22 protein-coding genes are annotated in these 26,517 nt (G+C 62.6%); 17 read left to right on the top strand and 5 right to left on the bottom strand.

Features of this window, described 5'->3' with window-relative positions:
* Positions 1–14 precede the first annotated feature (14 nt).
* The 8 genes from CKO35_RS01090 (at position 15) to CKO35_RS01055 (ending at position 6,355) form a co-directional block, all read left to right on the top strand.
* A complete protein-coding gene (locus CKO35_RS01090; RefSeq protein WP_200171673.1) occupies positions 15–452 on the top strand; it encodes a pseudoazurin in 438 nt (145 codons plus the stop codon).
* Positions 453–462: 10 nt separating this feature from the next.
* Entirely contained in the window at positions 463–1,332 is an 870-nt protein-coding gene (locus tag CKO35_RS01085) for a DMT family transporter (RefSeq protein ID WP_200171671.1), read from the top strand.
* A 46-nt stretch (positions 1,333–1,378) separates the two neighbouring features.
* Positions 1,379–2,527: a porin gene (locus CKO35_RS01080; protein ID WP_200171669.1), complete on the top strand. Its 1,149-nt coding sequence runs from the start codon at positions 1,379–1,381 to the stop codon at positions 2,525–2,527.
* A 267-nt stretch (positions 2,528–2,794) separates the two neighbouring features.
* Positions 2,795–2,950 carry a DUF938 domain-containing protein gene (locus CKO35_RS18405; protein WP_200171779.1) on the top strand — a complete coding sequence of 52 codons (156 nt, stop codon included), beginning with the start codon at positions 2,795–2,797 and terminating at the stop codon, positions 2,948–2,950.
* A gap of 49 nt (positions 2,951–2,999) precedes the next feature.
* Positions 3,000–3,182: a DUF938 domain-containing protein gene (locus tag CKO35_RS01070; protein WP_200171667.1), complete on the top strand. Its 183-nt coding sequence runs from the start codon at positions 3,000–3,002 to the stop codon at positions 3,180–3,182.
* Positions 3,183–3,208: 26 nt separating this feature from the next.
* Entirely contained in the window at positions 3,209–4,525 is a 1,317-nt protein-coding gene (locus tag CKO35_RS01065) for an MFS transporter (protein ID WP_200171665.1), read from the top strand.
* A gap of 151 nt (positions 4,526–4,676) precedes the next feature.
* Positions 4,677–5,216: a hypothetical protein gene (locus tag CKO35_RS01060; protein ID WP_200171663.1), complete on the top strand. Its 540-nt coding sequence runs from the start codon at positions 4,677–4,679 to the stop codon at positions 5,214–5,216.
* A gap of 338 nt (positions 5,217–5,554) precedes the next feature.
* Positions 5,555–6,355: an OmpA family protein gene (locus CKO35_RS01055; protein ID WP_200171660.1), complete on the top strand. Its 801-nt coding sequence runs from the start codon at positions 5,555–5,557 to the stop codon at positions 6,353–6,355.
* Positions 6,356–6,475: 120 nt separating this feature from the next.
* On the opposite strand, the gene CKO35_RS01050 is transcribed toward CKO35_RS01055, so the two are convergent.
* From CKO35_RS01050 to CKO35_RS01040, 3 genes are all read right to left on the bottom strand, one after another.
* Entirely contained in the window at positions 6,476–10,807 is a 4,332-nt protein-coding gene (locus CKO35_RS01050) for a hypothetical protein (RefSeq protein WP_200171659.1), read from the bottom strand.
* Positions 10,808–10,878: 71 nt separating this feature from the next.
* Positions 10,879–12,189, bottom strand: coding sequence for a hypothetical protein (locus CKO35_RS18155; RefSeq protein ID WP_200171657.1), 1,311 nt, complete (start codon positions 12,187–12,189; stop codon positions 10,879–10,881).
* Positions 12,190–12,203: 14 nt separating this feature from the next.
* Positions 12,204–14,018, bottom strand: a complete 1,815-nt coding sequence (locus CKO35_RS01040) for a ligand-binding sensor domain-containing protein (protein WP_200171655.1) — start codon at positions 14,016–14,018, stop codon at positions 12,204–12,206.
* Between the two features lie 205 nt (positions 14,019–14,223).
* Here CKO35_RS01040 and CKO35_RS01035 point away from each other — a divergent pair, with 205 nt between their 5' ends.
* Both CKO35_RS01035 and CKO35_RS01030 read left to right on the top strand, forming a co-directional pair.
* The gene (locus tag CKO35_RS01035; protein WP_200171653.1) at positions 14,224–14,976 is read left to right on the top strand and encodes an MBL fold metallo-hydrolase; all 753 of its coding nucleotides are present in this window, start codon (positions 14,224–14,226) and stop codon (positions 14,974–14,976) included.
* Between the two features lie 93 nt (positions 14,977–15,069).
* A complete protein-coding gene (locus CKO35_RS01030) occupies positions 15,070–15,372 on the top strand; it encodes a hypothetical protein (protein ID WP_200171652.1) in 303 nt (100 codons plus the stop codon).
* Positions 15,373–15,390: 18 nt separating this feature from the next.
* Here CKO35_RS01030 and CKO35_RS01025 read toward each other — a convergent pair whose 3' ends face one another.
* The gene (locus CKO35_RS01025; RefSeq protein WP_200171650.1) at positions 15,391–16,977 is read right to left on the bottom strand and encodes an ATP-binding protein; all 1,587 of its coding nucleotides are present in this window, start codon (positions 16,975–16,977) and stop codon (positions 15,391–15,393) included.
* Positions 16,978–17,332: 355 nt separating this feature from the next.
* On the opposite strand from CKO35_RS01025, the gene CKO35_RS01020 reads away from it, so the two are divergent.
* Positions 17,333–17,755: a guanyl-specific ribonuclease gene (locus CKO35_RS01020; protein WP_200171648.1), complete on the top strand. Its 423-nt coding sequence runs from the start codon at positions 17,333–17,335 to the stop codon at positions 17,753–17,755.
* The gene (locus CKO35_RS01015) at positions 17,755–18,156 is read left to right on the top strand and encodes a barstar family protein (RefSeq protein WP_008932956.1); all 402 of its coding nucleotides are present in this window, start codon (positions 17,755–17,757) and stop codon (positions 18,154–18,156) included. Before CKO35_RS01020 ends, CKO35_RS01015 begins: the two co-directional genes overlap by 1 nt.
* Before the next feature lie 9 nt (positions 18,157–18,165).
* Here the strand turns inward: CKO35_RS01015 and CKO35_RS01010 are convergent, their stop codons facing one another.
* Positions 18,166–20,550, bottom strand: coding sequence for a sucrose synthase (locus CKO35_RS01010; protein ID WP_200171646.1), 2,385 nt, complete (start codon positions 20,548–20,550; stop codon positions 18,166–18,168).
* Positions 20,551–20,626: 76 nt separating this feature from the next.
* On the opposite strand from CKO35_RS01010, the gene CKO35_RS01005 reads away from it, so the two are divergent.
* The 5 genes from CKO35_RS01005 to asnB all read left to right on the top strand — a co-directional run bounded on the left by CKO35_RS01005 (position 20,627) and on the right by asnB (position 26,418).
* A complete protein-coding gene (locus CKO35_RS01005; protein WP_420870728.1) occupies positions 20,627–21,139 on the top strand; it encodes a MarR family winged helix-turn-helix transcriptional regulator in 513 nt (170 codons plus the stop codon).
* A 28-nt stretch (positions 21,140–21,167) separates the two neighbouring features.
* Positions 21,168–22,424 carry a Zn-dependent hydrolase gene (locus CKO35_RS01000; protein ID WP_200171644.1) on the top strand — a complete coding sequence of 419 codons (1,257 nt, stop codon included), beginning with the start codon at positions 21,168–21,170 and terminating at the stop codon, positions 22,422–22,424.
* Entirely contained in the window at positions 22,421–23,161 is a 741-nt protein-coding gene (locus tag CKO35_RS00995; RefSeq protein WP_200171642.1) for a cysteine hydrolase family protein, read from the top strand. The genes CKO35_RS01000 and CKO35_RS00995 overlap by 4 nt, the downstream gene beginning before the upstream one ends.
* Positions 23,162–23,231: 70 nt before the next feature.
* Positions 23,232–24,299: an aspartate/ornithine carbamoyltransferase family protein gene (locus tag CKO35_RS00990; protein ID WP_200171640.1), complete on the top strand. Its 1,068-nt coding sequence runs from the start codon at positions 23,232–23,234 to the stop codon at positions 24,297–24,299.
* 106 nt (positions 24,300–24,405) lie between these two features.
* On the top strand, positions 24,406–26,418 hold the full coding sequence (gene asnB / locus CKO35_RS00985; RefSeq protein ID WP_200171638.1) for an asparagine synthase (glutamine-hydrolyzing): 2,013 nt from the start codon (positions 24,406–24,408) through the stop codon (positions 26,416–26,418).
* The last annotated feature ends 99 nt before the right edge of the window (positions 26,419–26,517 follow it).

Genomic DNA, 26,517 nt, shown 5'->3' with positions numbered 1-26,517 from the left:
TGAGAATCTTCACCATGAAAGTCTTGCTGTTGCTTGCTGGTTTTATCTTTGCACCGCTATTGGCTGCTGAGACACTGCATGAGGTCAAGATGCTCAATACAAATGCAACTGGCCCCATGCCATTTGAACCTGATTATCTAGCCATCAATCCAGGTGACAGCATCCGCTTTATTCCCGTTCACCGAGGACATAATGTCGCCACAATCAGAGGTTTCATGCCAGAGGGCGCTGATTCATTTATCAGCAAGATAGACGAGGATTTCACAATCCGCCTCACTGTTGAAGGCTGGTATGGCCTTCGGTGCCTACCCCACTACACCATGGGAATGGTCATGTTGGTTAAAGTGGGAAACCCACCAGAAGATCAATTGCTACTTCCTGAAGGCATACCTGCACAGGCACTCGATCGCTTTAATCAGATCATTAAACGTAATGTCTATAACACCAAGTGAACCTGTCAAAATGGATACCTCAAAGGGGATCTGGTTAAGACTAATAGCAACTGGTTTATTTGCGTGCATGGCGCTTTGTGTAAAAAAAGCCTCAACCGATGCCCCTGTTGGACAAATCGTATTTTGGCGCAGCAGTATTGCACTGCTCCCAATCATTTTGTATCTGATGTGGCTCAAAGCCTTTCCTATCGCCCTGAAAACAAAAAACTGGAAGGGGCATTTGGAACGTAGTCTTTATGGCTGTATGGCCATGTTTCTGTCTTTCATTTCTTTAGCTTATTTACCCCTTTCTCTAGCTGCCGCACTGGGCTTTCTTGCACCTTTAATGGCAATTCCCATGGCGGCCATTATTCTGGGAGAGAGACCTTCCCGCTATCTAGTCAGCATGGTTTTTTTCGGATTTTTTGGTGTGCTGGTGATTTTATATCCATCGTTTGAATCTCCAGAATTAACCAAAGCTACGCTACTCGGCTGCCTTGCTGGTTTGGCAATGGCTCTAACCAACGCTTTTACCAAAGTGAAAATTAAACAGCTCACTCAGACTGAACATGCCGGAAGTATTGCTTTTTATTTTGCTCTTACATGCAGCCTGCTGGGATTAATGACCAGCGGTTTTGGCTGGGCACCACTAAACACGGAGATGTTCATCTGGTTAATAGGCGCCGGTCTTTTTGGTGGCACCGCACACGTTGTGATGACAGAAGCCATTGCCAGAGCTCCGGTTTCAACTTTAGCCGTCTTTGAATACACCGCCGTTCTTTGGGCGCTGGGTCTGGATTATAGCTTTTTTGGCGGCCTTCCCGACCCCATTGCAATGATTGGCGTGATTATCATCATCTTTTCTGGATTCAGGGTTCTTAAAACAAAATCAGAAAGATGAAAAAAACCCGCCAGCCAGTCAAAAAACAAAAACCCACAGGTAAAAAATGAAAAAAAACCCATCAATAAAGCTATCTGCACTGGTTATTATTGGTTGCCTTCTATCAGTCGATACCAACGCCGCCACAGTATATAAAGATGAAGCCACACGCATTGATTTATGGGGGAGAATCTGGTACGGATTACGTTCCGGCGGCCAGGATAATTATAACTTTGATTTTTCATCGGGAGAGATTAATTATGAAAAAACAAGCAAAACAACAGGCTCCGAGTTTGTTGATCTTGGTTCACGCCTTGGCCTTCGTGTTGATCATAGCCTGAACGAAAACCTCAATGCGTTTCTGCGTCTTGAGTTGCGCGGCCGGACCGATGCACGTCATAGCGACGGATTCAATCAAGTACGCAACACCTATATTGGTTTAAAACACTCAGAGCTGGGCAGCATCCAGATCGGAAATTTTAATAGTGTACTTTATGAACTAGTCAGCTCAGTTTTCGAATTATCACAAGACTGGGTGGCACACACAGCATTGGATACAGGAGTTATTGCATCCAATGGCGACTCTCTGCAATATACATCGCCTAACCTTCATGGTTTAAAGCTTTATGGCGCTGTAAAGCATTTAAGTGGCAATGGCTCCATTGATGCTGAGCATACAGATTACTCTTCAGGCCTATCTTGGCATGCAGGCGCATCTTATACTTCAGGTTCTTTATATCTGGCAGCAGCCTGGAACCAATCACGCCATGCAGATAAGCATCAAAGCATGAGCCACGATGGCCGAGGAGCCTATCCTGGAGGAAAGAATCTTTACGGGCTAGCCGTGAAGTATGATTTTACACCAAGCATCAGTGGAAGAATGACCTATCAAAAACTGGGTGATCCTTTACCATCAGAACTTTTCGTCACAAATTTTTCCACAATAGAAGAGCTGTGGGGCTTAGGAGCAACCTGGAGTTATGGTTCAGGAGAAGTTTTTGCGAATATCTTCCGCGCAGGAATGCTCAACCACGCACTTGAAGATCAAAATCACTATGTGCTCGGCGCAACCTACCGGGTTGCTCAGTGGCCTTTATTTACCTTTGCCGAAGTCTACTTTAAAGATACCGCTTCCAGTAACGATGCACGCTACGCTGCTCTAAATGACCTGAGCTTTGACCCCGTTTATACAATAGGGGCGCGCTATAACTTCTAGGTGATAATTTTAACCCGGCAATCAAATAGCACTACACACCGCGCACTTTGATTGCCGGGCTACTCCATCATCATAAGAACAGAAAGCCCGACAAGCTGACGGGCATAAGCTTTGGCAAGCTGATTGCTGTTCCGGACAAGTTGAAGAAAGGTAACGGAGCCCCACTTTTTAAGCGTTGGCGTGCCAGGCGGCACAAATCCGCCATATGGTGCTTTAAACGATAAGGACTGGGTACAAAACTGCTGATAACTATTCCCCGACACCCGCCTGGTTTCTACCTCCTACCACGAAAACATCACGCCCATTCTAGCGGTACTGCGGGACGCCTTCCGGGACCTGGAAGGTCACGTCCTGGAAGTCGGTAGCGGGACCGGTCAGCATGTAAGTGGCCTTGCCCGCGAATTCTCCGGGATCACTTGGTAGCCCACTGATGTTGAACCGCATCTCCTGAAAAGCATCGAGGCCAGATGGCTTGCTCTACCTCTACGGCCTCTACTCCCGAGAAGGGGGACATACCGCGCCCAGCAACCAGCGGTTTGACCAGTATCTCCCGGCCCAGAACCCGGCCTGGGGGGGGCGGGACATCGCCATCATCGAAACTGCGGGGAGGGAACCGGCGTGGTTGAACATCCGGTGGCAATCGTGCATACCTTAATGCCCAAGTCTACAGGAAGCGCCAGCATGCCCCCCCATTACGATCCGGCCCGTTTCGAACGGATCCGCTGGACCATCTACAGCGTCCTCATCGCCGCTTACATGCTGGTGTTCTTCCACCGCTTTGCGCCGGCGATGGTCTCCGGCGAGCTGAGTGCCGCGTTCGGTGTGACGGCGGCGGCCCTGGGCTCGCTGTCGGCCATGTATTTCTACATCTATACCGCCATGCAGATCCCCGCCGGGGTGCTGGCAGACACCCTGGGATCCCGCTATGCCGTCACCCTGGGCAATCTGGTGGCAGGCAGCGGTTCCATCGTCTTCGGGCTGGCGGATACCCTGGCCACCGCCAGCGTGGGCCGTTTCCTGGTGGGCCTGGGGGTCTCGGTGGTCTTCGTCGGTCTCATGAAGAGCAACACCGTCTGGTTCAGCGAGCGCAAGTACGGCAGCATCAGCGGCCTCACCCTGCTGCTGGGCAATCTGGGCGCCATTGCCGCCACCGGCCCCCTGGCCCTGATGCTGCTCTACGTGGAATGGCGCAGCCTGTTCGTGGCTCTGGGGATCGTCGCCATTGTCCTCGCCCTGCTCTCCTGGTGGCTGGTCAGGGATCGTCCCGAACAGCTGGGCTTTCCCTCGGTGCGGGAGATGGAAGGCTTGCCGCCCCATGCCCCCAGAAAACAGCACTGGATCAAGGACCTGCGGGCCGTGCTGGCCAACCGCCGGCTGTGGCCGGGGTTTGTCTATGACTTCGGCATCACCGGCAGCCTGTTCGGCATGCTGGGACTCTGGGCCATCCCCCTGTTGCGGGACGTGCACGGGCTGAGCCGGGGAGATGCCTCGGTCTACACCACCGTGGCCACGGTGGCCTTTGCCGTTGGCTGCCTGCTGGCGGGCAGCTTTTCCGACCGTCTGGGGCGGCGCCGTCCCGTGCTGCAGGCCGGCGCCCTGGTCTACCTGAGCGTCTGCCTGGGGCTGCTGTTCCTGCCCTGGGGTCCGGGAGCCTCCGGACTGACCCTGTTCACCCTCATGGGTCTGAGTGCCGGCTGTTTCGTGGTGGCCTACGCCCATGCCAAGGAAGTGGTGGCCCCTGCCCTCTCGGGCATGGCCATCGCCCTGGTCAATACCGGCCTGTTCCTGGGGGCCGCCCTGTTCCAGCCCCTGTTCGGCTGGGCCATGGACCTGGGCTGGGAAGGCCTCATGAGCGGCGGCGTACCCGTGTACACGGCCGTCGATTACCAGCGCGGGCTGTGGCTGCTGACCGGCTTTGCCGCCCTGGCCGTCATCGCTTCCTGGCGGCTGGTGGAAACCGGTTGCCGGAACATGACCGTGGCCGCGCCACGTGCCTGATCCGGAGGTCGACATTACCAGTGCCCATGGAAATACTGAACGGGTTACCCTCCGTGACTGATTTCCCGCTTGCGCGGGAATAACGTGATAAAACATCTGGAAAAGCTATTTTCGGCAATACACCACCACACCCCAACCAAAGGAAATCAGCATGCTCAAGCGGATTGCAGTCATTGTCAGTGTATTGTTCCTTCTTGCTGGCCAGGCCCTGGCGATGAACATCACATCATCGGACATGGAGCGCTTCATCAATACCTTCGAACAGCTTAAACCCCACGTCGAAGATCATGAATTTGATGACGACGATGACGACGATGACGATCTGAATTTCCTGGAGATCGACACCTTGAAAGACCAGTTCATGGAAGCCCTCGCCGACAACCGGGAGGCAGAGCGCATCATCCGCGACAACGGCTATGGCTCGGTGGCGGCATTTGCGGAAAAATCGGCCTACATCCTGCGGGCCTACATCGCCCATACGGGCATGACCGGTCTTGACGAGTTCCAGACAGCCCTGCAGGACATGCCCGCGGAAGAACGCGAGATGCTCATGGCCATGCCCTTCTTCCAGACCATCCAGGACACCCGGGCACGCTTTGCCGCAGTGCCCGCCGCCCAGGTCCGCGCCATCCTGCCCTACATGGATCAGCTCAACGCGCTGTTTGACATGGAAGAGGACGATATGGACTGAGTTCTGACTTGGCCCCGGACATCAGTCTGCCCACGGAGAATCAGACGTCGACCCAGGAGAGGGTTCTGCCTTTGATGACCCCCACCAATACAAGCCTGGTCCGCGCCCTACCGGGATGTAGTCCGGAACGGCCCATGAGTCTGCATAATCCGCGCACTGAACATAAGGCCGTTTCACCCTGATGAGAGTGGGTGCTAAGCTAACCACTGCAGACCTGTCGATGCTTCGCGCAACGTGGGTAATCTGTGGCGACGTGGAAAACCACTGACACCCTGCCGTGGAAGCCGGGAACCGAACACTGACCGTCAATGACGCATAAAGCTCCGAGAAACCATTCCATGCAAGCTCAACACCACATCCGCAAAACCGGTCTGGCCATAATGGGCCTGGCCATCCTGACCACGCTGACAGGCTGCACCACTCTGCCGCCGCCCAACCAGGCCGAGAACAGATCCCAGCAGGGGCTCGGCATGACAGCCCGCGATGACCGCAACAGCCTGGAAGAATTGAGGGATGCGGAACTTGCCCGGGAGCACGCCGAAGCCCGCGCACGAGAGGCCGAGATAGCCATGGCACGGGCCAGGGCCATGGCGGGCATGGCAAGGGAGCATGCCGAGGCCCGCAGCCGCGAAGCCGAAACTGCCCTCGCCCGAGCCAGGGAACTGGAATCAAGACTTGTAGCGACGAACGAAACGACAGGCAGACAGCAGATCACCCGGAGCCAGCCGGCGGACCGGACACCGCCGGCAGAGATGCAACAGACTGCACGGGGCATGGTCCTCACCCTGGGTGATGTGCTGTTCGACTCAGGCAAGGCTGAACTCAAGCCCGGTGCCGCGCGCACGCTCACCCGAGTGTCCGAATTCCTGGCGGCCCACCCCGGCCATACTGCCCTCATCGAGGGGCATACGGACAATACGGGCGATACGGCCTTCAATCGGCGTCTTTCCCTGCAGCGAGCCGAATCGGTCAGGGATGCGCTGGTACTCAGGGGCGTTGCCGCTCAGCGCATTAACGTCAGGGGACTTGGCTACGATTATCCCATTGCCAGTAATACAACATCCTTGGGACGCCAGAAGAACCGCCGGGTGGAAATCATCATCTCCGACCAATCGGGACGCGTGCCGGAGCCATTCTGACTTGCACAAAATGGTGAGCTGATGAACTCAGGCACGAAAAGGATTTAAGCGGCGCCTGAACAGCAGCTGGACATCCGCTGACGCGGGCCGGATCACCTGACCGACCCGCGTCAGCGCCGCTTAGAAGGAACGCCCCTGCCCCAGGGCCTGTATGGCCCCACCCACCAGTTCCACCGCGCCCAGGGTATCCATGCCGGTCATCTGTCGTACCTCCTTGTCGGCGGCGATGGGATCCATCACCGCCCGGTTCATCGCCCGAGACAAACCCCGGTAAAAATCCAGCGACTCCTGGGCGGCCCGCCGTTGCCCCGCATCGGGCGCTTGCCTCGCCCGTGACTGCAGCAACGGGATCACCTTGGAATCGATATCCTTGGCGGTGCCGCGGTAGATCTCGAAGTTCTGGTTGTCCGTCCCCATGCCGGTGAAACGGCGCATCTCGTGTGCCTTGTGCACGGTCACGCCGCCTGCCTGGGCCGCATGCCGTGGGTTGATGACCGAGTTCGGGTCCACCCCGGAACGCACGATGTCACGCACATGCAGCCATGCCGTGTCCTGGTAGGCCTCGGCATGGGCACTGCTGGTGACCATCTGCCAGGACCCCTGCGCGGTTCGGCCCCCGGCATTGCGGGCGTAGACCCGATTGAAACGGCCCTGCACGAAGGCGTTGGCCTCGGCCAGGCTCAGTTGCCGCGCCTGCCCGGTGGCGGGATCGACCCGCCGCAGATGGCTGGCATCGCCCGTGAAACGCATCGCCAGGTCCAGGTCCATGCCCGGCGAGTGGTTGCCCGCGTTGCGGATGGGACGAAACTGCAGGGCATCGGGGGCAATCCCCTGGGCCTGCAGATCGGTACGCAGATCCCTGACCACCTGGCGGGTGTGCAACCGGTCGGTGAAGTTGTAGTCCCTTTGGGCCAGCGGATCGGCGCCCCGCTTCATCCAGAACTTGGCATGGGGGGAGTGCTTGATGGCGGCGGTGGTGTCCATCAGCGCCCGGTTGGCGTCGGTCCAGGTGCGGGTCCTCCACATCAGGTCACTGCCGTAGCGCACGCCATCCACTTCGATATAGCCCTGCTGCCGCATGCTCCGTTCAAGGCGACGGACTTGCGCGAACTGGGCCTGGTGCTGCTCCGCCAGGGCGCGGCCCGCGGCCCGCTCCTCGCGGAAATTCACCTTGCGCTGGGCCTCGCGCCAGGCCTCCCGGCGGGCCTGCCGATGGGAAGCCTGGATCTGCCCCTGTACGTTCAGGGCGGCCTGGGTGGCGGTCTGGACCACCTTGCGTTGCACATAGGTAGAAGCCACGCGCCGGGCGGCGCCCTCGACGCCACCGGCCTGGTAGCCTTCATAGGCGGTCAGGGCATAGTCCGCCTTGGGCGACCAGTAACGCAGGGAGGTGAGCGCCGCGCCCCGGATGGCGCCGTGAACATCACCCCGTTCCGCATAACCGGCGATGCCGCCGCTGGTGATGCCGTAGGCCACCGACAGCACGCCGCCACCGCTGACGAAGGGGGTGGCATACATGGCGTAGGTGGCCGCCTGCTGATAGTTCTCCAGAATGTCCACCGCCAGTTGAGCCCAGGCCTCATCCTCCTGGGCGGCGGCACGCTGCTGTTCAGCCCGCGCCTGCAGGTTCCTGGCCACCACATGTCCCACCTGCACCTGCCGTTCCAGATCCATCCCGGCGTCCCGCAACTGGCGATCCACCCAGTCCCTCAGGTCGCGGCGTTCTTCCGGCGGCAGGGTATCCACCATGTGCTCGATGCGGTCCAGATTGCGCCGCGACCGCTCCACCCGGGCCGCCATCTCCCGGCCCTGTGCCAGCATCTGCTCCTTGACCAGCTGATCCCAGGCGGTGGGGGTGCGGACGAAATTGCCCGTCTGCACGGTGGTGATGGCATCCCGCTCTCCCTGCAGATCGGCCCGCTTGATGGTGAGTTGGTGGGCCAGAAACCGGCGTTCATCCTCGTTGCCGCTGCCGCGCATGGCCTGTTCCAGGCGCTGGATGTCGCCTTGCAGCCAGCCGATGTTGTTCTCGTGGAAGCGCACCCGGGCCTGCAGCGGATCCTCCTCCGCCGGGGCCGATGATCCCTCCGGCGCCACCGGAATGTCGATGCGCGCCACATCCAGATCACCCACGCCGAAGAGATTGCCCACCGGCAGGCCGTGATCCGTTGGCAACAGGCGCAGACGGCCCGCCGCCACCAGTTCACGCACCGTGAGATATTCGTTCTCGTTGTTCAGGGGAAACCCCGGTATCACTTCCGGCATGAGCACGCGGCAGTCGACACAGGGTGCCAATTCCCCCACTTCCTCAATGGGCTGGGGCAGCAGATCCAGAGGCGCGCCGGGCTCCAGCACGACCCTTGCCGTGGGCAGCCAGGATGCCGGGGCCTGCTCCAGACGGGCATCTCGCAGAGCATATTCACCGTGACTGCCGTAGCCATGCCCGGCCCAGCTCTCGTACAGAGGAGCGGGCGTCCAGCGATATCGCCCGTCCCGCAGGATCTCCATCAGGTCTTGCAACTCGTGCAAGAGGCTCTGCGTGATTCGCCTCGCATCATGGCCGCGCGCGCCTTCTACCAGTCCTCGCTGCGCCTCCACCCGCTCCGCGAGCCATTCCAGGGTCTGCCGCCGATATTCAGTATATTCCAAAGCGATATCCGGAAAGCCCGGCTCGGTGTCCTCCCGGTCCCCGGCGGGACCCAGGCGCAGATGCCCCACCATCGCCTCCAGTTCAAACCCCTGATGGCGCTGGATATGATCCCGCAATCCCCCCGCATTGCCGATCACCGCCCAGTTCGGCACCTGAATCACGAGGATGCGCGGGTCTTCATCCCCCCCCGGCTGGATCAGATAGTTCACCAGCTCGATGCCGTACAACCACGGGTAGGGCCAGCGCAGGGCGGGACGGCCATCCACCGTAGTCTGCGTCAGCCCGGTCATGGCATCGTCATACCTTCCCTGCATCCGGTTGGTCCGGACCCAGTCACCGGCGTCCGGACTCATGAAATGGGGAATCATCCATTCATCGATCCACTGCCATCCGGCCCAGCGTCCCTGCACAATGGCCTCCGCCGGCACGGGATCGTGGATCACGAAGGCCAGCATCAGCGGAGCGGTGATCTGGTCCCGGGAAATGGAACCATCCCAGCGCAAAAGGCGATATTCGAAGGCGTAGTGGAACACCTTGCTCAATTCACCGAAATCCTCGTGACGGGGGCAGCCGCCGGCAAACTCACAGGCCGTCTCCGCCGACCAGCCGGGACGGGGGACGTGATGGATCTCGGCGGGCGGGGCCAGTGATTTCACCAGCTCGACGGCCTGGCGGGTTCTGGCCCGGGCGCGCGCCTGTTCCAGGCGCACGTCGGGTGGATCGCCCAGGGCATCAATGGCCGCCACCAGCTGTTCCATGTGCCGCTTCACGTCACCGATACGGGCATTGAGCAGTCCCACCCGATTCATGGCTGTGGCGATGTCTTCGTCCTCGCCGTAGGCCATGGCCAGTTCCACGGCGAAATCCGCCTCGTCCAGCACCTCCAGCAAGGCGGCCATTTCCTGCTGGGCGGCCAGAAACTCCATCAGCAAGGGGTTGAGGGCCTGCAGCCAGGCCAGCACGGCCTCACTGGGATGCTCGAACAAGGGCGCCCAGAGACGGCTGAAGGCCGCCTCGTCGGCTTCCGACAGGACGCCGTAAAGCATGCGCATGCCCTGCATGGCAAAGATCACCTGCCCTGCCCAGTAGGTATCCCCCAGGGTATTGACACCCTGGGCCAGGTCGGCGCGGATCAACCCCGCGGGCAGGGCTGGCGGGGTGGGAGGCGGGGGCGGCGCGGCAGCGACATCCGGGATGTCCTTCTCCGGTGGGAACAGCAACTCACGGGTGGCCCGGGCATCCAGACGCAGCGGAGGATCAAAACCCTCCGGACGTTCCAGACGAGCCATCATTGCCGCCTCCATGGGGTCCTGGGCGAACAGAACGGCGCCGAACGCCCCGCCTGGCATCAAGGCCGGGGCCTTTTCGAGAGATTCCCAGTCCTCCAGGGTCCAGGTCTGCTCGATATCCAGCGCACCGGCCAGCGCGGAATCGGCGCCGGATGCCTCCATGCTCAGGGTCGTGATGCGACCCATCAGGGCCTGCAGGTCCCTGAGATGGCCCAGTTGATCCGCCGACAAGGACAGGCGCCCACTATCGGCATCCTCAACCCAGCGATCAACCTGCGCCTGATCCGCCGCCAGCAGGTCCAGCGAACGGCCATGCAGCGCCATCACCAAACCCTGATGGGCGTCCGGTAGCAGCCCCCAGGCGCGCAGGGCTCGCACGGTCAGCTTGCCCTGGGCCGCCAGTGCCTGCAGCTCCGGGTCCAGTGATGGAGTGTCCGCCCTTGCGGGCTTGCCGCAGAAAAGGATCAGGGACAAGGCACAAGTGCCGATCAGGCCGGCAATGAGCCATGACATGCCGGGACACATGGGTAACAGCGAGTGTCTGCTACGGGCGCCAGGCCGTGACAGTGCGGTCATATCCATCCTCAACCCCCCTTGCCGACTCGCAACACGGCGATGACCCTTTCCGCCTCTACCTCCTTGTCGGGTGGGACCGGAACCACCACATTCTGCTGGTCACGGTAAAAATACACACCTCGACCACTGCTCACCCCTCGCAAACCGGAGTAGGTCAGCTCGATCCGGGCAGGCCGGCCCTGCTTGCCCCTCTGCAATCGGGCCGACTCAAGCCGTGATCCCAGCCCCGACCAGTGATGGGCCTGATGACCGATACAGACACCTTCCGGCCCCAGCCAGACCTGCGGTAACGCCCGTAACAGGCGTCGACGGGTCCACAGGGGCATGAGCAACACGATCAGTGCAAGCAGCATCACCATGCCCGTCAGCACCCCCGCCACCACCAGACCCGCTCCCCGGTCCGGCGCAAACAGCACAAATCCCAGGCCCACCACCACGGCCATCACCGCCACCATCACCAGCCTGGCCAGCTTCTCCCCCCGGCTGCGCCGCATGTCCCGCTGCACGAAATCCCGCCACTGCTCGGGTGCCAGTTGCCAATGGGCCAGCAAACCCTCACCGGCCATGAGTCGCCTGAGCCAGGCATACTGCCGACCGAAGATCAGGGCCGTGACAAGACCGGTCAATGCCAGCATGCCCCCTATCACGATCAGGGCGTAAACCGCATCCGGCGCCGAACGCTGCGACAGCCACAGGCTTGCCAGGGTCAGCGGCAGGAAAAAACCCAGCAGGACCAATCCAATCCGCATGCCCCGGGCCAGATTGCTGGCCTGGGCCGGCGATTCACAAACAGGCAGCGCGAGCATGACCAGCAGGGTGACGCCCAGGCCGACCCAGAGCAACGAAACACCCCGGAAAGGATGGGCCAGCGCCGGAGGTATGTCACCCAGACGCTGCAACGGGTCCAGCCATTGCAGGCGGTAGAAATCCAGCGCTTCCCCATCCCGCAGGGCCAGGTTCAGCCAGCCGCGCGGGGGATCGGTGACGGGCACCCGGTCCGGTGCCAGCCAGGCACGACCACCTTCAGGACCCGGCAGGTCCCGACTCCAGTCACCGGCCTCGATCTCCAGCATCGCCCCACCGACCTGCCCATGGATGAACTCCGCCATCGGCACGAAGGGACGCGATTGCCGGGACTGCTCGATCACGGAGGAAGACAGAAACGGTGACGACCGATGCTGAGGGTCATATTGCTGCTCGTGCCATTGTCCCCAGGCGACCGGCTCCACCATCACCAGAGTGGCAGCGGGATACCACCAGAGCGTAGCGCCCAGGGCCAGAAGCACGGCAACGATCAGACTGCGAAACACAAGCAACATGTCGACGGCCGGCCTCAGTGTGTGGGGGTGATATCCCGCCAGGTGCCATGCACCCGGTCCAGTTCATGAAGACCGTCAAGGGTACCCAGGTAGACACGGTCTCCCGCGGCGGCCAGTGTGTAGGGCGGAGGCCCCGGCGGCACGTGGGCATCAAGTTCCGCCCAGGTTCCATCCTCCCGACGCAGCAGGCGCACCAGGCGGTTGTCCCCGGTCAACGCCACCTCCGTGCCGTCCGCCAGGGCCACGGCTTCCACATACAGGGGGTGACGGATCGTGTTGTCGCTCCAGCGGTTCTCACCGGGTGCCAGCGAAAACACCGTAACCTGGCGACGAGTCCACAACACCCTGTCGGCATCCAGTCCGGGCGCCCCGCGTTCAAGCTGGGCAAACCAGTTGTGCTGCCATGGCTCGCCGGGACGTTGCCACATCAGGATATTGGGACCCCAGGCCACCCCATGCTCTCCCGGCAGCCGCCGCAGATCCCATACCTGATGTCGCAGACGCGCCTCCCCGACCTCAATCAGCGTCCAGTGATCCCGCTCCGGTTCCAGACGATAGAGCTGACCGGTATCGGCATGTATCCCATACACGACGCCCTCCGGCCCCCGGCGCAGGACGCGGAAACTCCCCGGCTCCGGCAGGCCGGACACCGACACCGGCCACTGTCCACTCTGAATATCCAGGCGCCGGGTCGGATGCCGAGGGCTACCCAGGTAAAGGCGGCCCGCGCCATCCATCGCAAGGGAGATCCACCCATCGGCCAGGGGAAATGGCGTCTCGATCCGCTGCCAGTCCGCCCCAGGGTATGGGCGCCGGTACAATCGCTCTCCGATGAGCGCGAACAACCCGCCACGACCATCCGCCGTCACTTGATGAACGCTCAGATCATCGCCGAACCTGACCCGCATCCACGCCTCACCCTGTCGACGGTACAGTTGCCCCTCCCGTGTCCCGGCCCAGGCCCGGCCCACCTCGTCGAAGGCCAGGCTGAGTACAGGGATGCCCGCCAATTCAGGCACCTCCCGCCAGCTGTCGCCGCCATCCCGCGATTCCCGGACCCCGTCGCCGACACCAGCCAACAGCCAGCTACCATCGGCGGACACCGCCAGGGCCGTCACCCGGGTTGCCTGCAAACCCGACAGACGCTGCCAGCGGTCCTCACCGGGGCGCAGACAGTAAAGGCCGCCTCCATAGGTTCCGACATGGAGGGTGCCGTCATTCGCCAGCGCCAGGGCCAGCACGTTGCCGTTGCCCAGACCGGAGCCGACGGGTTGCCAGGCATCGTCGCCGGGCCTGAGCTGCAGGACACCCGCGCCCATGCCGGCGCCATACAGGACACCCTCTCCGGCAATGACGAACTGTTGCAGGGGCTGATCCGGAAGGCCCCGGACCCGCAGCGGGGAGAGCCGGCCATCCGATAACCGATGCGGCCCCTGGCCGAAGGGCCGGACCACGCAACGGGCGCCGTGACAGGCCAGCGCGCCGGTGGGCTGATCACTGAGCCGTTGCCACCCGGCCTGGTCGGATGAGCGCTGATAAAGGCCGGTGCGTGTGCCGAGGATCAGCGAACGGTTGCTCTCGGTCAGGGCCACCGGCAGTGCTTCGGGCACACCGGCAATGCGCCGGAACCGCCAGTCCGGTCCGCAGGCCCGATACAAACCACCGGCCTGACTGGTCAGCACCGACACGCAGCCGGTGGATTCCGGCAGGATGCTCAGTATCGGCTGTGCCTGAGCGGCACCGGTAAAGAGCAGAAGCATGGACAACACCGCCAGGCGCAGGACGGTGACCAGATACCGGAAGGGCACCGAGGCGGTTGGAAAGACCATGTGCAAACGGGAACTCCCAGGGTCGGAAAATCGTCATGAAAAGTTCGAGGCCATACTGCCCCGCACGGGCAACGTGCGAAAGTCGACTATCTGTCGTCTTTTGGTCCGCGTGGAATGACGTCCCCCTTATCCCGCCAAGGTAGAGCACCTGAGCGACTATACTGGGACCGACGCAACGGGCTCACGACTGGAAGAGGGAAACCCAATGCATTTTCGGCAACTGTTCGAACCGGATTCTTCCACTTTCACCTACCTGCTGGCCTGTCCCGACACCGGTGTCACGGCCCTCATCGACCCGGTGCTGGAAACGGTGGACAGGGACCTGGAGGTCCTGCAGTCCATGGGGCTGACCCTGGATTACGCGGTGGAAACCCACATCCACGCCGATCACATCACCGGGGCGCGGCGACTCAAGCAACTCACCGGCTGCCGGATCGCGGGCCCGGCCCTGGACGCGCTGCCCTGCCGGGATCTGGGACTGCGGGAAGGGGAACCCTTCCAGGTGGGTGGCATCACCCTCAACCCCCTGTTCACCCCCGGACATACCGACACCCATCACGCCTATCTGCTGGATCATCACGGCCTCAAGCTCCTGTTCTCGGGAGATGCCCTGCTGATCGAGAGTTGCGGACGCACCGATTTCCAGTCCGGTGATGCTCATGTGCTGTATCGCAGCATCCACGACAAGTTCTTCAGCCTGCCCGACGAGACCCTGGTCTATCCCGCCCACGACTACGAAGACCGGCGCATCACCACCATCGCCCAGGAAAGGCTGCGCAACCCCCGGCTGGGCAAGGGCCGCACGGAGGCGGAGTTCGTGAAGATCATGCACGAGATGGACCTGCCCTACCCCCGCAAGATCGATTTCGCGCTGCCCGGCAACGAACAGTGCGGCGCCTGCCCGGACAATGTGCCGGAACAGATGCGCGCCCTGTGCGAGGCAAGCCGGCAGGGTTAGAACAAAACCGGCGCCAATCGCGCGGGATGTGAGAATGCGGCAAAACCGCTGCTATCATGTCGGCAGAGTCCTTCCGGCAAGGCCTGCGCGCACATGATCAAACACTGGACATGGTTTCTCCCCCTGCTGCTGCTCCTGGCAGCCGCCACATCCCAGGCCTCCAGCCTGCGTTTCGACGGCGTGCTCATCCGCGAGGGCAGCCCCGCCTGGCTGCTGCTGGAGCACATGGGTGAGCCCCGCTACCGCAGTAGCCAGGAAATCTGCGCGCGACGGGATCGGCGCGGCTGCCTGGAATGGCGGGTCTCGGAGACCTGGTTCTATCGCCACAATGACCTCAACTACACCATCACCGTCAGCGGCGGGCAGATCCTCAAGATCGAGTGGAGCCGGTTCTGACCCGGAGTGAAAGCCGGGCTATGGGAACCCGGCCGATGAACAATGCCCCGTCCGTGGCGCGACCGTTTCCACCTCGAAGCGCACCACGCTGCGGCTTTCCCGGCTGAACTCCACACCGATCAGGTGAATCGGACAACCACGGACCCGGTATTTGTCGGCATAACCCTTGTCCTTGATCTGGGCCAGCGCTGTACCCTCCGGCTCCAGTTCCACCACCTTGAATTCAAACAGGTACACCTGGCGGTTGAACCTGACAGCCATGTCCAGGCGTCCCCCTGCGCTGCTCTCCTCCGGCACGATGTCCAGACCCAGGGCCGCGAAGCAGGCATAGAACACACTGGCGTAATAGCCTTCGTATCGAGCGATGGGATTTCGGCGAAGCCAGTCGGCGGGGATACCGGCAAAAAAACTGGTGAACAGAGCCTCAAGACCGGTAAAGTCATTGGCCATCAGCAGGTCATGCAATTGCGTGATCTGTCCGGCATATTCCGCCGGGTTCGGACGCAGGCGCTGCAGCAGGGCGCCGTTCAGGCTTGACCGCACTTCCAGATTGGGGTAACGCAGGCGGTACTGGGCAAAGCCCCCGATGCGGCGGACCGACTCAATCGTGAGGTAACCGGTCTGGAACATGAGGGCTTCGATGGAAATATCGCCGATCTCGAAGACGGACAGCAGGGACTCAGGCGCACTCAGGCGCTCCAGGGAAGGCGACAGGACATGTCGCTCCATCAGCAGATCCACCAGGAAAGTCGGTGTGCCCGTCTCAAACCAGTAGGGACGCATCTCCCGGTTGCGAAACAACAACAGGGCATCAAAGGGGTTGTAGACAGCGTCACCGGTCCAGTTGTAGCCGTTGTACCACTGCCTGACCTGTTCCCGGTCCAGGCCTTCAAGCTCGGGGGCGAATACCGTATCCAGATCGGACTCGGTGTAGCCGCAGATGGCGGAGTAGCGGGCGTTGACCGTGATGTCTTCCAGGTTGTTCAGACCTGAAAACAGGCTCACCTTGCTGAACCTGGAAACCCCGGTAAGCATGGTGAAGCGGATGTGGGCATCGGAGTCCTTGATCATGGAGTAGAGATTGCGCAGGCCGTCACGGATTTCCATCGCCACTGCCGGGCGGGACAGGTTGTCCAGAATTGGCTTGTCATATTCATCCACCAATACCACAACCCGCCTGCCCGTGGCGGCGTGGGCGTGACGGATCAGTTCGGCAAGACAGCCCGCGGGGTCGGAGGGTGAACTACAGGTCAGGCCCAGTCGCTCCTGGTTGGCAACCAGGATATTGATCATGTTGCGCTCCAGCTCGATACGATCTCGCACCACGCCGCCGCCGAAGCTGAGGCGAATGACCGGGTGACGAACCTGCCAGTCCCAATGATCGTGGACATGCAAGCCGCGGAACAGGGGCTCGTTGGACTCGAACAGTTCGGCCAACGTGTCGATGAAGAGGCTTTTGCCGAAACGGCGGGGGCGGGAAAGGAAGTAGTACTTGCCCTGTTCGATCAGTTGTCGTGCATAAGTGGTCTTGTCGACATAATAGAAGTCCTCTTCGCGGATCTCGCGAAAAGTCTGGATGCCGATGGGCAACTTCTTCCGGGACATGACTTTTCCTCTCCTCCCGCCGCGGGATCGACCACCTCATGACCTGATCCGGAATCCATGGCGTCCCCACGGGGATTCGAACCCCGATAGCGCGGACTCGACCACTGCATGACCTGACTCGGAATCTACCACACCGGGGACCCGCCGACGGAAGGGCATGGCAGAACCTTTGCGCGCCGGCATGGCCCGAACCAAGCTGTATCATGGTGGACACACCGGACTCCCGCCCCCCGCCGTCACTCCCGCGAAGGCGGGAGTCCGGGATGTCCAGGCTGTGAATGGATTCCCGCTGGCGCGGGAATGACGTGTTCAGGGCGTCCGAAACCGATCCATTGAAACCAAGGTACCGCACAAAATGATGAAACGATCACTGACACTCCTTTTCACCCTGCTCATCGTCCTGATGACGGGACTCACCGGATGCTTCTCGGCGTCGGACTCCGACCCGGGCAGCCGGGCCGGGGCGGACACTTCCCTGATCGTGAAGGATGTCCGGGTCCATGACATGGATGGCCGCCTGGCGTTTCAGGGGGATGTGGATCTGGCGCCGGAGCTGGCCCGCATCGAGCGCGGCGAGCGCGACCCCCATCGCAATGACGGCAGTGTGTTCCAGAACCGGGAAGGCAGGCTGCCGGCCAGGGAAAGGGGCTATTACCGGGAATATGTGGTGAGAACCCCAGGTATCCGGCATGCGGGACCCCAGCGCCTGGTGATCGGCCAGGAAGGGGAGGTCTACTATACGGCGGACCATTACCGGACGTTTACAAGGATACGCTGATGCTGCCCGAAGCCATCGTGGAAGCCGTCCTGCACGGCACAAAACCCATCATCGAAGCCCCCCTGGAGGGAGAGCTGGAGGCCTTGATGGAGACCCTTCAGGCCCGCGGCCTCCGGGTGGTGCGGGTGGACCGGGCGCCGGTATTCGACAAGGACACCCTGCTGCACGCCCTCTATCAGAGCTGCGGCCTGCCCGCCTGGTTCGGTTTCAACTGGGATGCCCTGGCCGATACCCTCGGCGATGACGAGATCCATGAGGCAAAGTCGGTGGTCCTGGTGTTCGGGCACTTCTCCCTCCTGCGGCAGAGAAGCCCCGACACCTGCGACACCTTCCTGGACATTCTGGCAGACGCCACCGACCTGCCCCACGGCTGGGTCAGGCAGGCATTGCTGCTGAACTGACCGGCATGCTCACCCCTCCAGCCGGGCTGCCAGGGGCCGGTACTGGAGGGCGTAGAACATCTCCAGGTAGCGCCGGGTCTCCGCCCGCTCCAGGTTGGTGACGTACTTCCAGAAGCCGTAGATCCGCGACAGGGTCATCATGCGCTCGGCATAGCGTTGCCAGGTATAGCGGGCCTCCACCCGGCGCATGCCGGCCTCGGAAATCCGCGCCCAGTGGTTGGGGTCTTCGGCGCAGCGCTGGAAGAACGCCATCAGGGTCCGGGCCGCCTCGTCGCCGTGGTTGGGATCGATGTGGTAGCCGGAACGGCCGTGCTCGATGATCTCCAGGGGACCCCCGTAGAGGGTGGCGAAGGTGGGCAAACCGGACACCATGGCCTCGATCACCGTCAGGCCGAAGGCCTCGAACAGGGCCGGTTGCACGAACACCCCCTTTCGGTCGGCGATGAAGCGGTACAGCTCGCCGGACAGCACCTTGTCCAGACGCACCCCCAGCCAGCGCACCTGCCCATCCAGGCCGTATTCGTCGAACAGATGATGCATGTGGCCGATCTGTTCCTGCTCTTCCCGGTCCGATGAGCGGGAGCCGTCCACATAACCGGCGATCACCACCAGGTTGGCCTGCTCCCGCAACTCGGGGCTGTTGGCATACCAGGACACCAGCCCGGTGATGTTCTTGATGCGATCCAGTCGTGCCATGGTGAAGATCACCGGCTTGTCCGGGTCCGCCAACACCCCTCGCCCTTCCGGATGAGGACCGCCGAAGAGCATCTCCTCCAGTTCCTCATGCAGACCCCGGATGCGTCGATCAGTCTCATGATGGGAGAAATAGACCTCCGAGTCCGCCCCCGGCGAGACGATGTTGAATCGAGGGTCGAAGACATCCACGCCCTTCACCACCCGATACAGGTCTGGCAGGGTGAAGGCGTCATAGCTCTCGTACTGGCCGATGGCGTGGTCGGTACCGGCGATCTCCTGATAGGTGCTGGTGATGATGAAGTCCGCCGCGTTCATGGCGATCAGGTCGGCGGTGAACTGGCAGGAGAAGTGATACTGGTCCTCGTTGTCCTTCCAGTACAGGTCCGAGTAGAGGTACTTGGTCTTTTCCAGGGCGTGGGCGATGTTGCACTGGGTGACCTGCATGCGCGCGGACAGCAGGGTGGCCACCAGGTTGCCGTCGGAGTAGTTGCCCACGATCAGGTCGGGGCGCCCCCCCAGTTCCGCCTTGACCCGGGTCTCCACGTCATCGGCATAGCGCTCCAGATAGGGCCAAATCTCGAAGCGGGAGATCCACTGGGACACCACCTCGCCATCCCGGTTGCGAAAGGGCACCCGCAGGATTTTGGCATTCTGGGTGCCGGAGATGGCCTCCTCCGGCTGGTCGCAGGTGGTGCCCCGGGCCTCCGGAATCAGCCGGGTCATCACCAGGATGCGGGGCTGGATGTCCAGCCCCTGTTCCTCCAGACGGCGGTGCATCTCCCGCTCCAGGGCGCGCACCTGGTCGAGGATGTAGACCACCTGTCCCCCGGTGTCCGGCAGTCCCAGCACGTTGGCCTGGCCGAAAAAGCCATGGGGCGACAGGATCAACATGCTGAAGATCATGGGGATGCGGGCCAGGAACCGCTCCAGGGTCTCCGGTGAAGGCGCTTCCAGCAGGTCCGACAGTAGCCGCAGGCTCTCCAGCACCCGCCCCACGTCCTTGCCCCAACCGGGTTCCAGACCCAGGTCCTGAAGGGCGTGGGCCACATCCGCCCAGGGGGTGTCGTGGCTGTGGGTCCGCAGCCGTTTTTCGGCGGCGCGGATGGTGGAGCGCAGGGCGTCCACGTCCCTCAGACGGTCGTTGATCATCAGTTGCCGGCCGTTGCTGCGGTGCTCGCGCAGGAACAGGAACAGCTTGTGCAGCCCCACCCCATCCCGGTCGAAAAGCTGGCTGGAGAGCTTGCGATTGAGGAATTCCAGACCGCGGCCGATGGAGCGGGATTCGCGCATGCTGGGGAAGTTGCGCTGGAAGGCGCCGATATCGAACTCCAGGGGCTTGTCATGGAGCCGACGGGGACTGACCAGATGCTCCTTGAAGGCGAGGAACTCGCCCACGGTCAGCGGCTCCACGGCCAGTTCGTCGGCATGGATGCGCAGGTACCACCAGCGACCCACCCGCGGGCGCACGGACAGACACACCCAGGGCGAGGCGATGACGGCCTCCTGGACATCCTCCACCAGTTGCACCAGTGGACTGTGTTCCGGCGGCGGCTCGGGGTGCTCCGCGGCCAGTGCCCGGTATTCATCCTGCAGGTCGGAACGCAGGACGAAGGCCCGTCCCATGCCCTGAAACCGCCGCAGCAGCAGGTAGGAAAATTCCCGATGGGTGGTGATGTCGTTGCACAGGGATTCCAGCATGTGTGCCCCCTTTGATTTGTGTCATTCACCGGACTGATGTTATTGTACAAAAACACTTTGTGCAAAAAGATCGCCCATGTCCATGGTGCAAACCGACGCCCCCGCCCCCATTTCCCCGGCCGGCAACGATGACCGGGTGCAGCTGGTGATCCAGCATCTGCGAGTGCTGTTTCGTTCCCTGCAGGCCCATTCCCGGCGCATCAGCACCGACTGCGGCGTGAGTGCCGCCCAGCTCTGGGCCCTGTGGGAAATGCACCTGGAACCGGGCCTGAACGTGAGTGACCTGTCCCAGCGCCTGTCCATCCATGCCTCCACTGCGTCCAATATGCTGGACAAGCTGGAATCCAGGGGACTGATGGAGCGGCGCCGGGCAGACAAGGATCAGCGGGTGGTCAGCCTCTATCTGACCGCCGCCGGACAGGCGTTGCTGGACAATGCCCCGGCCCCGGCCCAGGGCGCCCTGAACCGGGCGCTGCGCGCCATGCCGACGGCGGAACTGGCCCGGCTGGAAGCCGGACTGGGCCTGCTGCTGGACACCATGGAGGCCCGCGACGAGCAGGCCGCCCTGCGCCCCATCGCCGACGACTGATCCCCCGACCCCCTTTCCGGGAGCGCCCATGACCCACGCCCGCATTGATTTCCAGCGTCTGCAACAGGATATCCAGGATCTCTCCGCCATCGGCCGGGATGCCGACCGGGGCATCCATCGCATGGCCTTCAGCGAGGGGGATCTGGCCGGACGACGCTGGTTCAAGGAACGTATCCTGGCCGCCGACCTGGATTTTTATGAGGACGGCGCCGCCAATCTGCACGGTCGCCTGGACTGGGACGGCAGCCGCCCCAGCGTGATGATGGGCTCCCATCTGGACACGGTGCCCGGGGGCGGCCCCCTGGACGGCGCCCTCGGGGTGCTGGTGGGGCTGGAGGTGTTGCGCACGGTCAAGGAATCCGGCATCACCCTGCGTCACCCCCTGGAAGTGGTGAACTTCACCGACGAGGAGGGGCGATTCGGCGGTCTGTTCGGCTCCCAGGCCATGGCGGGGCAGCTCAGTCCGGCCCAGGTCCACAACGCCCGGGATCTGGACGGCATCAGCCTCACCGAGGCCATGGCGGCCTGGGGCCTGGATGCCAATGCCGCCCTGTTCGCCCGCCGTTCCAAGGAATCCATTCACGCCTATCTGGAAATGCACATCGAGCAGGGACCGGTGCTGGATCGGGGCGATATCAGCGTCGGCGTGGTGGAGGCCATCACCGGCCTGTTCAAGTGGGAGGTCCAGCTCAAGGGCCAGACCAACCACGCGGGCACCACCCCCATGGACATGCGCAATGACACCTTCCAGGGCCTGGCCGAGTTTGCCGGCGAGATCGGCCGCATCCTGGAGGAACACGGCAGCCCCCACAGCCGGGCCACCATCGGCCGGGTGGAATTGCGTCCCGGCGCCGCCAACACGGTACCCGGCCATACCACCTTTTCCCTGGATGTGCGGGACACGGACCCGGACACCCTCAAGGGGCTGTCCGATGCCTTCCGCCGCACCCTGTCCACCATGGCCCGTCGCCGGGGGCTGATGTTCGAATTCGAGGTGCTCTCGGAGCTGCCGCCCCAGCGCTGCGATCCGGGCCTGGTGCAATTGCTGTCGGACAAGGCGGACGCCCTCGGCTTCGCCCATCTGCGCATGCCCAGCGGCGCCGCTCACGATGCCCAGATCATGTCCTGCATCGCCCGCACCGGCATGGTGTTCGTCCCCAGCCTGGAAGGACGCAGCCATTCCCCCGCCGAGTGGACCAACTGGGAAGACATCGAACGGGGCGCCAACCTCATGCTGCAGGCGGTGCTGTCGCTGGCGGCCCGTGACACGGAGACACTGCGATGAACGACAAGACCTCCGGCCGTGATCCGGCCTACGACAACATCGACCCGCTGCGGGAGCAGTACCGGGAAACCCTGATTACCAACCGGGCCCTGAACCGGGCCCTGGTCTCCCATCACGCGGCCCTGCTGTGCGTCGACCTGCAGTACCTGGACGCGGCCCGGGGCTGGGGGGTGTTTGCCGATGCCGAGCGCTCCGGCCTGCCGCCGGAAGCCCAGGATTACTACTTCGACCGCCTGGACCGGCTGGTACTGCCCAACGTGCGCCGGCTGCAGGACGGTTTCCGGTCCCTGGGCCTGGAGGTGATCCATACCCGCATCCAGTCCCTGACCCGGGACGGTCGTGACCGCGGGCCGGGACACAAGCGTCTGGGTCTGCATGCGGCGCCCGGCTCCAAGGAGGCGGAGTTCCTGGAGAAGGTGGCGCCCCAGGGGGACGAGATCATCATCAACAAGACCGCCAGCGGTGTGTTCACCTCCACCAACCTGGAGTACGTGCTGCGCAATCTGGAGATCACCGCCCTGTTCGTTGTCGGGGTGTACAGCAACGAGTGCGTTTCAACCGCCATCCGCGATGCCTGCGACCTGGGTTTCTACGTCACCCTCATCGAGGATGCCGTGGCCACCGTGACCCCGGAACTGGAGCGGGCCACGATCCTCACCATGAAGGACCGCTATGCACGGGTGATGAGCACGGAACAGGCACTGGCGGAGATTTCCAAGGTGGAAGGAGCCGCTTGAAACGGATACTTCCTCTCCCCCCTCATCCAGCGGTGAGGGGCTTTCAAGACGCATCAGGAGACACGCAACGATGGTAGTCGACGCCCAGCTGCAAAAGCCGCTCAGGCCCAAGGACGGCACCGCCGGCATCGAGCGCCCCAAGGCGCTCATGGAAAGCATCGCCGAAGACCCCCGCCACCTGGTGGCCCTGTCCAGCCGCCACGTGGTGTCGTCGCGCCAGTTCGACCGGGACACACTCACCCAGCTGTTCCGTCTGGCGGCCCAGTACGAGAGCACCCCGGCGCTGATGCACCTGCCCCTGCAGGGCAAGATCCTCATCAGCGCCTTCTATGAGCCCAGCACCCGTACCCGCCTCTCCTTCGAGAGCGCCTGGCACCGGCTGGGCGGCGACATCATGTCCATCACCGACCCCAAGAGCACGGGCATGGCCAAGGGAGAATCCCTGGCGGACATCGCCGAGATGTTCAACAACTATGGTGACGTGATCGTCCTGCGCAGCAATCAGGACCGGGCAATCTACGAGATGCTCGACACCCTGCGCATCCCCATCGTCAATGCCGGCAACGGCATTGACGAGCATCCCACCCAGGCCATGGCGGACCTGTACACCATCTTCAAGTGGCGGCCGGAACTGCTGGAACCGGACCTGCCGGCGAACCGGCGGGTCCGGGTGGGCATCATCGGCGTCCCCAACCGCATGCGGACCGTGCGCAGCCTGCTGCTGCTCCTGGCCCGTTTCTCCGGTGCCTTCAGCGAAGTGGTGATCGTCACCGACGAAACCCAGCCCTTCGATCCGGGTCAGCAGGAAGAACTGGCCGAACTGGGCCTGTCGGTGCGTGTGGCCCAGGATCTGAACGCCGAGCTGCCCGGCCTGGATGTGGTGTACATCAATGCCATTGCCTGGGTGGGCGACAGCTATGAGGCCATGGGCGCCGACCTCAAGCTTTCCACCACCTCGCCCCTCAAACAGGGGGCCATCATCCTGCATCCCCTGGCGCGGGGGGAGGAGCTGTCCACGGATCTGGACGGCACCCCCCACAACTGGTACTTCGCCCAGGCCCGGGGCGCGGTCTTCATCCGCATGGCCCTGCTCACCTGCATCGTCCGTCGCATCAGCGAAGTGATGGACACCCCCTGATCCCCCGCCTCGCGGGAGCCGGCCTTGCCGGCGAACTGCCGTGCCCATTGGATCCACGGGCAGGCTCCCGCGCAGATGTCGAATTCACAGCCTCAAGGAGTGCCCTATGTGTGGTATCGCCGGCGTCATTCATGCCGACCCGCAAAAACCCGTTGATCCCATAAACCTGGTGGCCATGGCCGCCATCCAGCACCATCGCGGCCCCGACGGTTTCGGTTACAAGGTACAGGACGACCGCGGGGTGGGCTTTTCCCATGCCCGCCTGACCATCATCGACCTGGACGAGAACCGGGGCCGCCAGCCCTTCCTGTCCGAGGACGGCAACCTGATGCTGGCGGTCAACGGCGAACTCTACGACTACAAGCGCATCCGCACCGACCTCACCTCCCGAGGGGCAAGATTCCGCACCAAAAGCGATTCCGAGATGGTGCTGCACCTGTATCGGGGCCAGGGTCTGGAAGACATGCTGCCCCAACTGCGGGGTGAGTTCGCCATCGCCCTCTATGATCGCCAGCGGGATCGCCTGATGCTGATCCGCGACCGGTTCGGCGTCAAACCCCTGTACTGGACCGAGGTCAACGGCAGCGTGGTGTTCGGTTCCGAACTGAAGGTGCTGTTCGCCCATCCGGACGTGCCGCGCCGGTTCGAGTCCCGGGGCCTGTATCACCAGCTGATGCAGACCATGGTCCCCGGCAGCACCGCCTTCGAGGGCATCCATCAGGTCAAGCCCGGACACGTGGTCACCATCGAGCGTCGTCACGGCAAGTTCCAGATCCGCGACGACCGCTACTGGGACATGGACTTTCCCCTGCTGTCGGAACGGGGCGAGGAAAAGGACGAGGCGTTCTACATCGAGGGCATCCGGGAAAAGCTCATGGAGGCGGTGCAGTTGCGCCTGGAGGCGGACGTGCCGGTGGCCTGCTATCTCTCCGGCGGCATCGACTCCTGCATCACCCTGGGCCTGTCGGCAGCCCACCAGCAGTCGGCGGTCAAAGCCTTCACCATCGGCTTCGACAACGCCGACTACGACGAGACCGCCATTGCCCAGGAGATGGCCCGCAGCGTGGGGGCGGACCAGGACATCATGCGCCTGGATGCCGGCCACCTCTACGACAACCTGGTGGAAACCCTCTGGCACGCGGAACGCACCATCTACAACACCCTGGGAGTGGCCAAGCTCCTGATGAGCCGCCACGTGAACCGGGCCGGCTACCGGGTGGTGGTCACCGGAGAGGGTTCCGACGAGCTGTTTGCCGGCTACCCCTCCTTCCGTCGGGACATGTTCCTGCATGGCCTGGACACCCTGTCTCCGGCGGAGCGGGCCAGCTGGGAACAGCTGCTGGCGGAGAGCAACCAGCTCTTCAAGGGAGCCATGCTGGCGGAAAACGAACTGCATGACCCGGCCCTGGATGCCCTGGTGGGCTTCACCCCTTCCTGCCTGCAGCCCTGGCTGGCCAGCGCCGCCCATGCCCCGGGCCTGATGGCCGTCCATCACCGGGATGCGGTCCGGGGCTACGAGCCGGGCCGCGCCATTGCCGAAGCCCTGGACGGCGACATGATCGAAGGCCGCCATCCCCTGGACAAGGCCCAGTACGTCTGGATCAAGACCATGCTGGAAGGTCAGATCCTCACCTGGGGCGGTGACCGGGTAGACATGGCCAATTCCATGGAAGCCAGACCGCCGTTCCTGGACCACCATCTGGCGGATCTGGCGGTACACCTGCCGCCGTCCATGCGCATCAAGGGCCGGACCGAGAAGTACGTGCTGCGGGAGGCCATGAAGGGACTGCTGCCCAAGGTGCTGTATGAGCGCGAAAAGTTCGCCTTCATGGCCCCGCCGGCCCACACGGACCCGAAGAAGTGGGCGGCGATGAAGGCCCTGGCGGACCAGTACCTGTCGGATCAGGCCATCCAGGATGCGGGCCTGCTGGACCCGGCTGGAGTGAAGGCCCTGTTCGCACTGCATGAGTCGCCGGAGACCTCCGCCTCCACCCAGGTGCAGCTGGATGCGGTGATCAACCACATGATCGGGGTGCAGGTACTGCACAGCCACTTCGTGGCCCAGGACATCCCTGCCCTGGCCCGACGCCGGGCCGAGGCGCTGGGCTGGAGGGTCTGATCAGGGCATCTCCCCCGGGAGAAGGACCGGGGATGAGGCCCCACTGCCGTCACTCCCGCGAAAGCGGGAGTCCGGAACTTCCGGGCCGGGCTGGGACGC

It is taken from the genome of Ectothiorhodospira shaposhnikovii (genome assembly GCF_016584105.1).
Taxonomy (GTDB): Bacteria; Pseudomonadota; Gammaproteobacteria; order Ectothiorhodospirales; family Ectothiorhodospiraceae; genus Ectothiorhodospira; species Ectothiorhodospira shaposhnikovii.
The sequence above is the reverse complement of the archived record's forward strand: the minus strand, read 5'-3'. Positions and strand labels throughout refer to the sequence as shown.